Origin of the sequence: Microbacterium bovistercoris (assembly GCF_003387575.1) — a bacterium.
GTDB classification, from domain to species: Bacteria; Actinomycetota; Actinomycetes; order Actinomycetales; family Microbacteriaceae; genus Microbacterium; species Microbacterium bovistercoris.
On record NZ_QUAB01000018.1, the window covers coordinates 57,357 to 71,088 of the forward strand.

Annotated in this window: 12 protein-coding genes; 3 read left to right on the forward strand and 9 right to left on the reverse strand. The window is 69.0% G+C overall.

Annotated features, from left to right (window positions below):
• Both DY023_RS04435 and DY023_RS04440 read right to left on the reverse strand, forming a co-directional pair.
• Entirely contained in the window at positions 1–1,869 is a 1,869-nt protein-coding gene (locus DY023_RS04435; protein WP_220347231.1) for an ABC transporter permease, read from the reverse strand.
• A 127-nt stretch (positions 1,870–1,996) separates the two neighbouring features.
• Positions 1,997–2,797 carry a metallophosphoesterase gene (locus DY023_RS04440; protein ID WP_181905721.1) on the reverse strand — a complete coding sequence of 267 codons (801 nt, stop codon included), beginning with the start codon at positions 2,795–2,797 and terminating at the stop codon, positions 1,997–1,999.
• A 65-nt stretch (positions 2,798–2,862) separates the two neighbouring features.
• Here DY023_RS04440 and DY023_RS04445 point away from each other — a divergent pair, with 65 nt between their 5' ends.
• Both DY023_RS04445 and DY023_RS04450 read left to right on the forward strand, forming a co-directional pair.
• Positions 2,863–3,648, forward strand: a complete 786-nt coding sequence (locus DY023_RS04445) for an MgtC/SapB family protein (RefSeq protein WP_116241138.1) — start codon at positions 2,863–2,865, stop codon at positions 3,646–3,648.
• An 88-nt stretch (positions 3,649–3,736) separates the two neighbouring features.
• Positions 3,737–4,228: an MFS transporter gene (locus tag DY023_RS04450; protein ID WP_220347232.1), complete on the forward strand. Its 492-nt coding sequence runs from the start codon at positions 3,737–3,739 to the stop codon at positions 4,226–4,228.
• 234 nt (positions 4,229–4,462) lie between these two features.
• Here DY023_RS04450 and iolG read toward each other — a convergent pair whose 3' ends face one another.
• Genes iolG through iolC form a run of 7 tightly spaced genes read right to left on the reverse strand, consistent with a single transcriptional unit; the run spans position 4,463 to position 12,656 of the window.
• Positions 4,463–5,467, reverse strand: a complete 1,005-nt coding sequence (gene iolG / locus DY023_RS04455) for an inositol 2-dehydrogenase (protein ID WP_116241140.1) — start codon at positions 5,465–5,467, stop codon at positions 4,463–4,465.
• A gap of 17 nt (positions 5,468–5,484) precedes the next feature.
• Positions 5,485–6,396, reverse strand: a complete 912-nt coding sequence (locus DY023_RS04460) for a sugar phosphate isomerase/epimerase family protein (protein WP_116241141.1) — start codon at positions 6,394–6,396, stop codon at positions 5,485–5,487.
• Positions 6,393–8,327 (reverse strand): 3D-(3,5/4)-trihydroxycyclohexane-1,2-dione acylhydrolase (decyclizing), encoded by a 1,935-nt coding sequence (gene iolD, locus DY023_RS04465; RefSeq protein ID WP_116241142.1) that lies wholly within the window; start codon positions 8,325–8,327, stop codon positions 6,393–6,395. Before iolD ends, DY023_RS04460 begins: the two co-directional genes overlap by 4 nt.
• A complete protein-coding gene (gene iolB, locus DY023_RS04470) occupies positions 8,324–9,238 on the reverse strand; it encodes a 5-deoxy-glucuronate isomerase (RefSeq protein WP_116241143.1) in 915 nt (304 codons plus the stop codon). Before iolB ends, iolD begins: the two co-directional genes overlap by 4 nt.
• The gene (locus DY023_RS04475; RefSeq protein WP_116241144.1) at positions 9,231–10,766 is read right to left on the reverse strand and encodes a CoA-acylating methylmalonate-semialdehyde dehydrogenase; all 1,536 of its coding nucleotides are present in this window, start codon (positions 10,764–10,766) and stop codon (positions 9,231–9,233) included. Before DY023_RS04475 ends, iolB begins: the two co-directional genes overlap by 8 nt.
• Positions 10,763–11,710 carry a class I fructose-bisphosphate aldolase gene (locus DY023_RS04480; protein WP_116241145.1) on the reverse strand — a complete coding sequence of 316 codons (948 nt, stop codon included), beginning with the start codon at positions 11,708–11,710 and terminating at the stop codon, positions 10,763–10,765. The genes DY023_RS04475 and DY023_RS04480 overlap by 4 nt, the downstream gene beginning before the upstream one ends.
• A 1-nt stretch (position 11,711) precedes the next feature.
• On the reverse strand, positions 11,712–12,656 hold the full coding sequence (gene iolC / locus DY023_RS04485; protein ID WP_116241146.1) for a 5-dehydro-2-deoxygluconokinase: 945 nt from the start codon (positions 12,654–12,656) through the stop codon (positions 11,712–11,714).
• Positions 12,657–12,831: 175 nt separating this feature from the next.
• Between iolC and DY023_RS04490 the strand changes: the two genes are divergently transcribed.
• Positions 12,832–13,593 carry a GntR family transcriptional regulator gene (locus DY023_RS04490; RefSeq protein WP_116241147.1) on the forward strand — a complete coding sequence of 254 codons (762 nt, stop codon included), beginning with the start codon at positions 12,832–12,834 and terminating at the stop codon, positions 13,591–13,593.
• The last annotated feature ends 139 nt before the right edge of the window (positions 13,594–13,732 follow it).

Below are 13,732 nucleotides of genomic sequence, written 5' to 3' on the forward strand. Positions count from 1 at the left end.
TCAGCCACCCAGCCCTTCTGCCAAGTTGCTCTTCGTGAGTTTCTGTCCGAGCAGCGTTCCGAAGAAGGCGAGGGCCGCCACCATCAGAACCACTGCGTTCGCCGCCTGGTCGTATCCGTAGTCGACCAGCTGCAGCGAGTAGGTCGTGAGCACCTGCGTGCCCGGTACCGCGAGGATCACCACGAGGCTCAGGCCCTTCACACCGGAGATGAACGGAAGCAGCACGCCTGTCGCCAGTGATCCCTTCTGGATCGGCACCACGATGCGCGTCATCCTGGTCCACCAGCTCGCACCGGCGACCTGCGCCGCCTCCTCCGGCTCCTTGCCGAGCTGCATCATCGCCGAGATGCCGGCGCGGGAGGCGTACGGCATCTGCTCTGCGATGAACGCGAGCACCAGGATCGCCGCGGTTCCGTAGAGCGCGGGAATCGGGCCGCGCGGCACCGCGAACAACGACAGGTAGGCCACCGCGAAGGCGATGCCCGGTACGAGGTACGGGAAGAACGTGATCTGCCGCAGGGCGCCGCCGACGAACTTCACCGGAGTGCGAACGACGACGTATCCGACCAGCAGTCCGAGGAAGCCGGAGGTGAGCGCGGCGAGGCCGACGATCCAGAGCGAGTTCCACGCCGCCTGCCAGAAGTCGGGCGTGAGCAGGATGCCTTGATTGAGGGCGACCGTGTTGAGGTCGTGACCGATCCAGTAGTCGAGGGTGAAGTTGCTGGGCTCGAAGCTGCCCGGAATGCGCATCACCGTCGACAGGAACAGCGTGATCAGCGGGATCGCGACGCTGACGGCGAAGACCGCGGCCGCCGCGATCGTGGCGGTCAGTCGCCAGGGTCCCAGGTCGGCGAGTCGGTTCATCGATCCTTTCGAACCGACGGTGACGAAACGCTTGCCCTCTTTGACCAGTCGTGCATCGACCAGCAGCGAGATGACGCCGATGAGGATGATCGCGCCGGCGAGCACTGCGGCGACGCCGGTCTGCCGCGATGAGATGCTGCGGTAGAGCGAGGTGGAGAGCACCTCGAACTGCACCGGCATGCCCAGCACATAGGCGACACCGAACTCTCCGAGGCACTTGGCGAAGATGAGGATGATCGCCGAGATGAGCGCGGGACGCATCAGCGGCAGGATCACCTTCATCGTGACGGTGAACCGTCGCGCCCCGAGCACTCGAGCCGAGTCCTCCAACTGGGAGTCGAACCGGCGCAGGGCGTTGCCGAACAGCAGGATGACGAAGGGCGCATAGTGCAGCGCGAGCACGATCGTGATCGGGATCTGGCCGTACGACAGCCAGTCCGGCGGTTCCAGGCCCATCGATTCGAGCCATCCGGCCTGACCGCCGATCCGGCGGTTCTTGAACAGGTTGGTCCATGCCAGCGCGAAGGTCCAGGCCGGCAGCATGTACGGCACGATCAGGGCGGTGGCGAACCACCTGCGCCCCCACATGTTCGTGCGGCTGAGCAGCCAGGCCATCGTGCCGCCGACGAGCACCGCGACGATGATGGCGCCGATGGCGATCATCAGCGTGTTTCCGAGCGGCCGCCAGAAGATGTCGGCCGACAGCGGAGAGGCGAACACACGCTCGAAGTAGTAGGCGGTGAGCTGCCCGAAGTCTTTGCCCGCCCGCGATTCGTCGCCGTACTGCACCAGTACCGCGTCGCTCAGCATGCTGATGATCGGCACGACGATCAGGTAGGCGAACAGGGCGAGCGCCAGGATGCCGACCACCGTGGTGGGCTCGCGCAGTGCGACCTTCAGGCGGTAGCCGAAGCCGATCCCGGCGCGCTTCGGCGGCCGCGTTTCCTGTGCTGCGTCGTCGCTCATCGGCTCTGCCTGCCGCTCCTCGAGGAGTGTTCTGCTCATCGGCTCACGACTCGCCTTCGAGTCTGGTGGAGATCCATAGCACTTCCTTATGCTCGGGCAGTGGTGCTTTCCACTTGCGGGAGGACTTCATCCCCATCCGCGTTTAATTGTCCTGACAATAACACAACTACCGGACATGGCGGAATGGGGTCACCTCGCGAGTGGCGAGATCGAGACGAAACAGTGACACCCACTCCGGGACCCCCTGACCCCAGCATCCCCGCGCGAACACCGGGATCCCGTCGATCTCGAAGTCCTCGCGACGATGCAGATGCCCGTGAAAACTCGCGACGGGTCGCAATCCGCGCAGCGCATCGGTGACGACCTCGTCGCCGACCAGCGCCGTCTTGTGAACGAACCCACTGCCGGCCGGCCAGTCGTGCGTGAGCAGGATGTCGGCAGAGCCGGCATCCATCAGCTCATCGACCTCGTCCTGCACGTAGAAGCCGTGCTCGCGCGTCTCCGAGAGATCGCTCCGCTCCTGCGCGGTCGCAAGCACCGGGCCGGAAGGCCGCCGGATTCCGGAGAGGAACGCGATCCGCAGCCCCGCCACCTCGACCACGCCGCTGCGGCCGAGGAAGTGCACGCCGGGCACGATCGCGGCGCCTCCGCGCACGAGCCCGCCATTGCGGTCCAGCGAGCGCCACGGCTCATGGTTGCCGCCGATGAAGTACAGCGGCGCCGGCAGCGCGATCTCGCCGGCGGCGACACGATGGAAGTCGCCCAGCCTGTGCCGGTCGGGCTTGGCGTACACCTCCTGCAGCTGCGCCTCGTCGAGGGTGACCTCGGCGTCGCCGACCTGCAGGATGAGCTCGAGGTCGTCGGGATCGTCGAGGAAGCCTCGAGCGACCTCCAGCTGCGCCGCCATCTCGGCCCACCGCCCGTGGACGTCTCCGACCACGGCGATGATCTTCTGCTGTGAACCCATTCGTCCTCCTCGGCGATCCCGGTCGGCTCTTGAGCGGCCGGCCGACATGGCGATATTATGACAATATGTCCTTACATTCTTTGCAGAACGAGATCTTCCCGCTGGTGGCCCCCAGCGAGCTCGAGGTCGGCGTTCGCATCGCGTTCAGCCTGATCCTGGGAGCCTGCGTCGGGCTCGAACGGCAGTGGCGCGCGGGACTGGCAGGGCTGCGCACGAACGCCCTCGTCTCCGTCGGGGCGGCGCTGTTCGTGGTGATGGGCGCCTACGGATTCAGTCCGGATGGCAGTGCGGACCCGACCCGCGTCGCCGCGCAGGTGGTGTCGGGCATCGGATTCCTCGGCGCGGGCGTCATGATCCGCGAGGGGCTGAACATCCGCGGGCTGAACACTGCGGCGACACTGTGGTGCTCGGCCGCGATCGGATGCCTGGCCGGCACCGGCATGTATCTCATCGCGATCACCGGAACAGCCGTGATCGTGCTCGCGAACATCTTCCTGCGCCCGCTGGGCCGGGTCGTGAACCGGCGCAGCGGCCGCCACATCGCCGGCCCTGCCACCCAGGCCGACCCTTCGGACTTCGCCTTCGAGGTGATGACAAACGACAAGGCGGAGCCGCGCGTGCGGGCCCTGCTGCTGCAGACCCTGAGCCGGCCGGAGTACCACCTGAAGTCGGTCACCACTTCGCACACGAAGAAGGGCGACGTCGCCCTTCTCGCCGAACTGCAGGCCGCCCAGTTGGATCCCGCGCCGCTGGAGCGGGCTGTGAGCAGGCTCACCCTCGACCCGAAGGTGACCTCTGCACGATGGTGGCTGGACGAGTCCGACAAGGGTGACGACGAGGACGAGTTCTGAACCACACGCGTGCAGGCCGGCTCCTGCGCCCCTGGCACTTCATCCTCGCCTTCTGTACGCGGTCACGATCGCCGTACTGTCCTGCGGCGTGGCATCCTTCCCGCTGCTCGCGTTCCACGCACAGACCACCGGGCTGCTCACCGACGCCCAGGTGCCGCTCGTCTTCGCCCTCGCCATGTTCGTCGACGGCGCGAGCGGGCTCGTGATGGACCGGATGTACGACAGCTGGGGTCCGCGCACCCTGCTCGCCGTGCCCGTCGCAGCCGCGGCATCCGCCATCGCCTTCGCCGGCGACGTCGCGCTCGTGTGGCTCGGCGTGGCGATCTGGGGCGTCGTGAACGGGGTCATGGACTCGACGGTCAAGGCCGTGGTCACCGAGCTCGTGCCGAGCTCGACCCGACCCGTCGCGTTCGGCTGGCTGGCCTTCGCGCGCGGTGCGGGGCTGCTCATCGCCGGCGGCGTGCTCGGCGCCGTCTACGACGTCGGCTCCGGATGGACCATCGTCGCGATCGTGGCCGCGAACATCGCAGGCTTTGCCGGACTGCTGCTGACTCTGCGCCGGACTCGCTCCGCCGCCTGACACGACATCAGCGTCATGCGTGAATGGACGCGGACGCAGCCGCAGACACTACGCTCGATTGAGACAAGTCCCGCAGCATCGGCTCACGAGTCACGCACAGATCGCGCACCATTCGCGCATCGAAGTGGGGCCGCGGAGGTGCCGCACCCGCACCTCCGCCGCGGACTTGTGCGCTTCACGCGGACGGATGCCGCAGACTCATCCGCGCGAGGAGCACAACCCCGCGCGAGCGGATCACGCCGTCAGGTCGACCGCCACCGCCGCGTGCGACGCGGCCGACTGCTGCGCGGCATCCGCCAGCAGCAGTGCCGCCCGGCCGTCCTCGAACGACGGCGACGTCGAGGCCTCGCCGCGCGCGAGCTTCACGAACTCGTGCAGTTCCTCGCAGTATGCGCGCTCGTAGCGCTCCAGGAAGAAGTCCTGATACGGCGGCTTCGCCTCGACGGCATCGGCCGTCGAAAGACTGACCAGGCTCGTCGGCGCGTTCGCGACCGACAGCGAGCCGCGCGCGCCGAACGCCTCCAGACGCTGGTCGTACCCGGTGGCGCTGTGCCGCGAGTTGATGATCGTCACGATCGCGCCGGATGCCGCGCGCAGCGTGACCACCGCGGTGTCGAAGTCGCCGTGGTCGCGCGCGCCCTCGTCGAAGGACGCCGTGCCGGTGGCGGACACCTCCACGATCTCGGGCAGGAAGAATCTCGCCATGTCGAAGTCGTGGATCGTCATGTCGCGGAAGATCCCGCCCGAGACGGCGATGTACGACGCGGGCGGCGCGGCCGGGTCGCGGCTGATGATGGTCAGCTGCTCGAGTGCGCCGATCTCGCCGGCATCCACCCGGGCGCGCACCGCGGCGAACGCCGGGTCGAAGCGCCGGTTGAAGCCGAGCGCGACCGGCACGTCCGAGGTGCGCACGGTCTCGCGCAGCGCATCCACCCGCCGGATGTCGAGGTCGATCGGCTTCTCGCACAGCACCGGCAGCCCGAGCTCGACGGCACGGGCGATGAGGTCGACGTGCGTCGGCGTGGGCGACGCCACGAGGACGGCGTCGATCCCGCCCGAGGTGAGCAGCTCCTCGGCATCCTCCGTCACCGTGCCGCCGAAGCGCGCGGCGACCTGGCGGGCGCCGTCGATGAACGGATCGGCGATCCAGGCGAGTTCCGTCTCGTCGCTCGCCGCGATGTTCGCGGCGTGCACCTGGCCGATGCGTCCGGTGCCGATGAGTCCGAAGCGAAGGGTCATACTCTCTCCAATGACGTTCAGAGCCAGGCGCGCAGCGCGTCGCGGTTGGTCCGCTGGTCTGCTGCGCGCTCGCGCAGGAACTGGTCGATGGCGACATCCGGGCCGTTCAGCACGTCCTGTTCGACGACCACCCAGCCGTCGAAGGCGCTCAATCCGTCCATCACGCCGGCGATGTCGACGTCGCCCTGGCCGAACGCGACGAACACCCCGCCCGACCACACCTCGGACATGCCGCCGCCGGATGCCAGGATCTCGTGCACGCGCGCGGTGTCGACGTCCTTCAGATGCAGGTGGTTGATGCGATCGCCCCAGCGGCGCACCCCGTCGGCCAGCGATCCGCCGGCCAGCACGAGGTGCCCGACGTCGAACGTCAGCCCGACATCGCTGTGCGCGAGGAAGCCGTCGATCTCGTCCGGCGACTCGACGAACGTACCGGCGTGATGATGGAAGGTCGGCTCGAAGCCGGCCGCGCGCACGGCCGCGGCCGCACGCTCCACGTTGCGGTACAGCCGATCGGCGGCGGCAGTTGACAGCGGGTCGACCGCGGCGCCACGGCCGGGGGACGCCGATCGCGCAGCCGACCCGCTGTCGGCGAGAGTGGGCAGCGGCAGCCGCGAAGGCCCGGCTTCGGCGGCATCCGCGAACAGCCGCAGCGCATCGTCCAACTCCGCCAGGGATGCCTCGAATGCGGCATCCTCGCTGAACGGCAGCTGCACCCAGCCGCCGGCCAGCTCCAACCCGAACCGCGCCAGACGCGCGCGCAGCTCGGCACCCCGGCCGAGGAACCCGGCCGGCCCCAGGTCGATGCCGGCGTAGCCGGCACTCTGCAGCGCCTCGCACATCGCGTCCGGAGAGACCGTCTGCGCCCCCTCGGGGGTCAGCTCGAACACTCCGAAGCTGACCGGTGCTCCGGCGACCGCGGCGTTCATGCCCGCTCCTCGAAGGTCGAACCCAGCAGCGGCCGCTGCGCCGCCACCTGCGTCTCGTACTCGGCCCGCGCACGACGAGTGGATGCCAGTTCCGCCGTCTCGGCGACCGGCACGTCCCACCAGCCCTCGCCATCGGGCGCGTACAGCAGCGGGTCGCTGTTCACCTGGATGAACGTCGAGCGATCGGAGGCCTTCGCCTGCGCGACCGCCGCCTTCAGATCGTCGATCGCGTCGGGCGTGGGAGCGACCTCGATCACGTCGATGCCGTAGCTGCGGGCGTTCATCGCCAGATCGACCGGCAGCACCTGGTCGCCCTGGAAGTTCGCCTTCGCCTCGTCGTACACCCGGTACTTCGTGCCGAAGCGCTCGGATCCGACCGTCTCCGACAGGTGCCCGATCGATGCGAACCCGTGGTTCTGGATCAGAATCACGATGATCTTGAGGCCCTCGGCCACCGCCGTCACCAGCTCGGTGTTGAGCATCAGGTACGAGCCGTCGCCGACCATCACGATCACGTCGCGGTCGTCGCCGTCGGCGAGCAGGCCGCGCTTGGCCCCGAGGCCACCCGCGATCTCGTAGCCCATGCACGAGAACGCGTACTCCACGTGGTAGCCCAGCGGGTCGCGCACACGCCAGAGCTTGTGCAGGTCACCGGGCAGCGAGCCGGCGGCCTGCACGATCACGTCTCGCGGGTCGCTGGCGGCCTGCACGGCGCCGATGATCTCCGCCTGGCCGGGCAGCGCCCGTCCCGACGGTGCGAACGCGGCGTCAACGACGGCGTCCCAGGCGACCTTCTCGCGGGCGACGGACTCTGCATGCACAGCATCCACCCGCCATCCGGCGAGCGCGTCCTGCAGCGCGACGATCGCCTCGCGGGCGTCGGCGATGACCGGCAGCTGCGTGCCGTGCTTGTACGCGTCGAAGGATGCCACGTTGACGTTCACGAAGCGCACGCCGGGATGCTGGAACGCCGTGCGCGATCCGGTCGTGAAGTCGCTGTACCTGGTGCCGATGCCGATCACGACGTCGGCCTGCGCGGCGATGCGGTTGGCCGCCGTCGAGCCGGTCGCCCCCACGCCGCCGAGGTACTGCGGGTGATCCCCGTTCAGCGCCCCGCCGCCGGCCTGCGAGGTGGCGACGGGGATGCCGGTCGCCTCGGCCAGCGCGCGCAGCGCGCCCTCGGCACCCGAGTAGAGCACCCCGCCGCCGGCGACGATGAGCGGTCGCTCGGCGGAGCGGATCGCGTCGACCGCCCGCGCCAGCGGGCCGGCCTCGGGCAGCGGCCGGCGGATGTGCCACTCGCGATCCTGCAGGAACTCGACCGGCACATCGAGCGCCTCAGCCTGCACGTCCTCGGGGAGGGCGATCGTGACCGCCCCGGTCTCGACGGGATCGGTGAGCACCCGCATCGCGGCGAGCGCGATGGAGAACAGCTGCTCGGGCCGCTGCACGCGGTCGAAGAAGCGCGACACGGGGCGGAACGCGTCGGTCACCTGCACGCCGAGGTCGTGCGGATGCTCCAGCTGCTGCAGCACGGGGTCGGCGACCCGGGTGGCGAAGGTGTCGCTGGGCAGCAGCAGCGCAGGCAGGCGGTTCGAGGTCGCCAGCGCCGCGCCGGTGATCATGTTCGCCGCCCCCGGCCCCACGGAGGCCGCGGCGGCGAGCGTGCCGCGGCGCCGATGCATCCGCGCGTAGCCGACGGCCTGGTGCACCATCGCCTGTTCGTTGCGGGCCTGGTGATAGGGCATGAGCTGCGGCTGCGAGGCGTTCAGCTGCGCGAGCGCCTGACCGACGCCGGCGACGTTGCCGTGCCCGAAGATGCCGACGACGCCCGCCACCGTGCGCTCCCGATGATCGCCGTCGACGGTCCACTGGTGCGCGAGGAACTCGACCAGCGCCTGGCCGACCGTCATCCGTCTCGTCTGGGTCATCGCTTTTGTCCTCCTGCGTCATCGCGGTACGGAAGCCGGGTGTCGAACTGCTGGCCCGCCCAGCTGTCACGCACCCAGGCGTGGGCCGGATCATCACTGATCAGCCAGGCGCGGTCGGGGTCTGGCCCGGCCATCACGTTCAGGTAGTACAGGTCGTAGCCGGGGGCTGCGGCGGCGGGGCCGTGATAACCGTACGGCACGAGGGCGACATCGCCGGTGCGCACCATCGCGTCGATCTCGATCTCGCCCGCGGGCGACGAGTACGCCGAGAAGGTGCCGAACGCGGCATCCGCCTCGGGTGCTGCCGCGCCGCGAGTCGGCGCCGACTCGAAGTAGTAGATCTCCTCGAGCCGCGACTCGTGCCCCGGCACCTGCTCGTCGTGCTTGTGCGGAGGGTACGACGACCAGTTCTCCGCAGGCGTCACGACCTCGCAGACGATCAGGCGCGCGGCATCCAGCGCCTGCGGCGTTCCGAAGTTGTGCACCTGCCGGCTGGACCTGCCCGCGCCGCGCAACTCGATCGGGGTGTCCTCGGCGGGGATGTACTGCCATTCCCGCCTCTGATCGGTCGGCGCCTCGGCGACGGCGAAGCGTCCTTCGCCGCGCACCTCGGCGGTCACACCGCAGGGCAGGTACAGCACGTCGGTCGGACCGTCGAAGACAGAGCGGCGGCCGTGCAGCCGGGTCTCCCACTCCCCCGGATGGTGCCGGTGCGTCACCGTGAACGATCCGGCCAGGGGCACGATGATGCGCTCGGCATGCGTGCCGGTGAGCCGCTGCGCATCGCCCTCGGCGAGCTCGGCGACCCGGATGCCGGTGTGCTGCCAGCCGGGGATCCTGTTGTCGACGATGCTCTCCCACCCGTCGCGGGCGAGCCGACCCCGCCGGAAGAACCAGCGCTCGTCAGTCATTCTGCGGGAACCCGAGGTTGATCCCGGCGTGGTCGCCATGTCCGCGGCGTGCCGGGTCGATCCAGCGCGAGGTGATCGCCTTCTCGCGGGTGAAGAAGTCGAAGCCGTGCACGCCGTAGGCCTTGGCGTCGCCGAACAGCGACTGCTTCCAGCCGCCGAACGAGTGGTACGCGACGGGCACGGGGATGGGCACGTTGATGCCGATCATGCCGACCTGCACCTCGTGCTGGAAGCGCCTCGCGGCCCCGCCGTCGTTCGTGAAGATCGACGTCCCGTTGCCGAAGCGGCCCGAGTTGATCAGCTCGACGCCCTCGGCGAAGCTGCCGATGCGGATCACCTGCAGCACGGGCCCGAAGATTTCGTCCTGGTAGGCGCGCGAACTCGTGGGCAGATCGTCGATCAGGGTCGGACCGAAGAAGAATCCGCCTTCGCAGCCGGGCACCTCGTAACCGCGTCCGTCGACGACGATGCGCGCTCCGTCGGCCTCGGCGAGGTCGACGTAGGAGGCCACCTTGTCGCGGTGCACACCGGTGATCAGCGGGCCCATGTCGGGCTCGGCATCCGCGGCCCCGTCTCCGACGCGCAGCCGGCCGATGCGCTCGGCGATCTTCTCGATCAGCTCGTCTGCGACGGGCTCGACGGCCAGCACCACCGAGATCGCCATGCAGCGCTCGCCCGCGGCGCCATAGCCTGCGTTCACCGCCTGGTCGGCGACGAGATCGAGATCGGCATCGGGCAGCACGAGCATGTGGTTCTTCGCACCGCCGAGCGCCTGCACACGCTTTCCGTTGCGGGCCGCTGTCTCATAGATGTACTGGGCGATCGGCGTCGAGCCGACGAACGAGACGGCCTGCACGCGCGGGTCCTCCAGCAGGCCGTCGACGGCGAGCTTGTCGCCCTGCAGCACCGTGAACACGCCGTCGGGCAGCCCGGCCTCCTGCCACAGCTGCGCCATCCACACCGCGGCCGACGGGTCCTTCTCGCTGGGCTTGAGCACCACGGCGTTGCCGGCGGCGATCGCGATCGGAAAGAACCACATCGGCACCATCGCCGGGAAGTTGAACGGGCTGATGATGCCCACCACTCCCAGCGGCTGCTTGAGGGAGTACACGTCGATGCCGGTGGAGGCGTTCTCGCTGAACTCGCCCTTGGTGAGGTGGGCGAAGCCGCAGGCGAGCTCGACCACCTCCTGACCGCGCAGGATCTCACCCATCGCGTCGGAGAGCACCTTGCCGTGTTCGGCGGTGATCAGCGCGGCGAGCTCGTCCTTGCGGGCGTTGAGCAGCTCACGGAAGGCGAACAGCACGTTCTGCCGCTTCGCGATCGAGTAGCCGCTCCAGACCTCGTAGCCGCGCTGCGCCGACGCGATCGCCTGCTCGATGGTCGCCTCATCGGCAAGCGCCAGGTTCGCGGTGACCTCGCCGGATGCCGGGTTGTAGACCGGCGAGGTGCGGGTGCCTTCGGGCGCGTGCTCCGCACCATCGATCCAGTGTCCGATCGTGCGGACGGTAGCGGCGGTGCTCGTCATGCTCTCTCCTTGACTGCGTGCTCGATACGGGTGTCGGTGGATGCACCGGCGCCGAGCGTCGGATGGACCATCCTGGCCGCGACGTCGACGGCGCCGAGCACGTCGCCGTCCGGCGGGTAGAGAAGGGTGCGCCCGACGGTGAGACCGCGGACTCCGGGAAGGGCGAGCGCCCGTTCCCAGGAGGCGAAGCGCTCGTCGGGGTCCTCGCCGGAATCGCCGCCGAGCAGCAGCACGGGCATCGTGGTCGAGGCGACCACGCGCTCCATGTCCGCCACGACCGGCAGCTTCATCCAGGTGTAGGCGCTGTCGGCGCCGAGCGCCGACGCGATGGCGATCGACCGGATCACGGAATCCGTCGTCAGGTCGTTGACGACGCGCCCGTCGTGCCGCGCGCTGATGAACGGTTCGAGCATGATCGGCAGACCGGCGGATGCCGCCTCACCGACCACGCGCGCTGTCTCGGCGAGCGTGCGCGGAGTGGCCGGGTCATCGAGATCGATCCGGACCAGCGCCTTCGCGAAGTCGATTCCTCGCGCGACCATCGTCTGCACGTCGTAGGAGGTGTAGCGGTCGTCGATCTCGAAGACCGATCCTCGAAGACCTCCGCGATTCATCGAACCCACGACCACTTTGTCGTCGAGAGCTCCCAGCAGCGCCAGATCGTCGATGATGTCGGGGGTGCCGAGCACACCGTCCACCGCCGGGTGGCTGAGCGCGGTCGCAAGCCGTTCGAGAAGAACGTACCGGTCGGCCATCGCCATCGGCTCATCGCCCACGGAGAGGGCGCCGCGCGCCGGATGGTCTGCGGCGACGATGAACAGGCGGCCGTCGTCGCCGAGGACCGGGCGCCGCTTGCGCGCGGCGAAGGCGGCGGCGATCTGATCGGGGCGAACCGCTCGCGCGTCGCGGAGCTCAGCGAAGGCCGCCGGAGTGATCTTGTGCATCTCAGGCCCCCTGAAGCAGTGCGTCGACTTCGGCGGCGACGGGCATGGCCGTCGAGCATTCCCGGCGCGAGGCGACGATCGCCCCGGCGACGTTGGCGAACGAGATCGTGCGGTGAAGGCTCCAGCCCGAGAGGATGCCGTGGCAGAGCGCCCCGCCGAAGGCGTCACCCGCACCGAGTCCGTTGACGACGTCGACATGATGCACCGGAACCTCGACGACCTCGTCTCGGGTCTTCGCCAGTACACCCCTCGGCCCCTGCTTGACCACCGCGAGCTCGACACCGCGCTCCAGGAGGGCGTCCGCGGCGCGCAGCGGGTCGCTCTCGCCGACAGCGACCAGGCACTCCTCCCGATTGCCGACGGCGACCGTGACTTGCTCCAGTACGGATGCGAGCTGCTCCGCGGCGGCGGCGGGGCTCTGCCAGAACATCGGGCGGTAGTCGAGATCCAGGACGGTGTGCCCTCCGCGCCCGCGCGCGGCGAGTGCCGCGTGATGCGCACTGCGGCTCGGCTCGGCGCTGAAGCCCGTCGTCGTCATCCAGAGGATGCGCGCCGAGCGGACGCCCTCCAGCTCGACCTGCGCGACATCCACGTTCAAGTCCGGAGCCTTGGGCTCACGGTAGAAGTAGAGCGGGAAGTCGTCCGGCGGAAAGATCTCGCAGAACGTGAGCGGCGTCTTCAGCAGCGGGTCGACCACGACCTGCCGTGGGTCCACCCCGAGCCTGCGGAGTTCCCTGACCAGGAAGCGCCCGAACGGATCGTCCCCGACCCGCGAGACCAGTTCCACGTCACGCCCGTAACGCGCGGCAGCCACTGCGACGTTCGCGGCTGTTCCGCCGAGGTACTTTCCGAATGTGCTGACGTCCTCGAGCCGGACGCCGTCGTCCAGGGGGTACAGGTCGACGCCGAGTCTCCCGATTGCGAGAAGTTCCGGGGTACCGCTCATCTTCACGCTCCATTGCTTGCGATCTTTGTCCTAACAATATCACATGCCGTACATGCTCAGGAATAGCCCCTCCGACCTGGCCATCGACACGAATCCCTCGAGCCTCCGACCGGGAGGGTAATATTGTCCTGACATTATCCGAAGCGCTCCAGAGCTCGGGGACGAAGGGGACATCATGCCGAACGACGAGCCGGTCTGGCCGGATGAGCTCTTCCACGATCTCGATCGCGCAGGCCCCGTTCCGCTGTACTTCCAGGTGTCCCGCAGACTCGAGGCCGCCATCCAGTCGGGCGAGATCGCGCCTGGAGCCCGCCTGGAGAACGAGATCGAGATCGGCCGTCGACTGGGCCTCTCCCGACCGACGATCCGCCGCGCCATACAGGAGGTCGTCGACAAGGGTCTGCTGGTGCGGCGACGGGGCATCGGCACCCAGGTCGTGCAGGGCCAGGTCACCAGGCAGGTCGAGCTGACCAGCCTGTATGAGGATCTCAAGAACTCGCAGCACACGCCCGCCACCCAGGTTCTGGTGCACGACGTGCGGCCGGCGGCCGACGAGGTCGCCGAGCACCTCGGCATCCTGGTCGGATCGCCGGTGCTCTACCTGCGGCGTCTGCGCAGCACGGACGGCGTGCCGGTCGCGCTCATGGAGAACTTCCTGCCCGAGGAGCTGTCGGACATCTCCCGCGAGCAGCTCGAGGGCCAGGGGCTCTACCAGATCCTCCGCAGTCGCGGCGTCACCATCCGGGTCGCCAAGCAGCGCATCGGCGCCCGCAGCGAGCACGGCGACGAGTCGCGCCTTCTCGATGTCGACCGGGGGAGCCCGCTGCTGACCATGCAGCGCACCGCATACGACGCCGCGGGCAAGGCCATCGAGTTCGGCGTGCACTGCTATCGCCCGGACATGTACAGCTTCGAGACGACGCTCGTCGCGAAGTGAGGGCTCGATGCCGTGCCGATCAGTCGAAGTCGATCAAGCTCGCGTCGATGTCGGCAAGGATACGGGCGCGCACATGAGGGAGATCGCCCCGGCACGGTCGCCGCGGCGCGCCGGCGCGCCGGCGCTCCGGCGCTCCGGC

Coding starts and splice junctions, on each gene's coding strand:
- DY023_RS04435 (WP_220347231.1), bottom strand. CDS start 1,869: ATGAGCAGAACACTCCTCGAGGAGCGGCAGGCAGAGCCGATGAGCGAC.
- DY023_RS04440 (WP_181905721.1), bottom strand. CDS start 2,797: ATGGGTTCACAGCAGAAGATCATCGCCGTGGTCGGAGACGTCCACGGG.
- DY023_RS04445 (WP_116241138.1), top strand. CDS start 2,863: ATGTCCTTACATTCTTTGCAGAACGAGATCTTCCCGCTGGTGGCCCCC.
- iolG (WP_116241140.1), bottom strand. CDS start 5,467: ATGACCCTTCGCTTCGGACTCATCGGCACCGGACGCATCGGCCAGGTG.
- DY023_RS04460 (WP_116241141.1), bottom strand. CDS start 6,396: ATGAACGCCGCGGTCGCCGGAGCACCGGTCAGCTTCGGAGTGTTCGAG.
- iolD (WP_116241142.1), bottom strand. CDS start 8,327: ATGACCCAGACGAGACGGATGACGGTCGGCCAGGCGCTGGTCGAGTTC.
- iolB (WP_116241143.1), bottom strand. CDS start 9,238: ATGACTGACGAGCGCTGGTTCTTCCGGCGGGGTCGGCTCGCCCGCGAC.
- DY023_RS04475 (WP_116241144.1), bottom strand. CDS start 10,766: ATGACGAGCACCGCCGCTACCGTCCGCACGATCGGACACTGGATCGAT.
- DY023_RS04480 (WP_116241145.1), bottom strand. CDS start 11,710: ATGCACAAGATCACTCCGGCGGCCTTCGCTGAGCTCCGCGACGCGCGA.
- iolC (WP_116241146.1), bottom strand. CDS start 12,656: ATGAGCGGTACCCCGGAACTTCTCGCAATCGGGAGACTCGGCGTCGAC.
- DY023_RS04490 (WP_116241147.1), top strand. CDS start 12,832: ATGCCGAACGACGAGCCGGTCTGGCCGGATGAGCTCTTCCACGATCTC.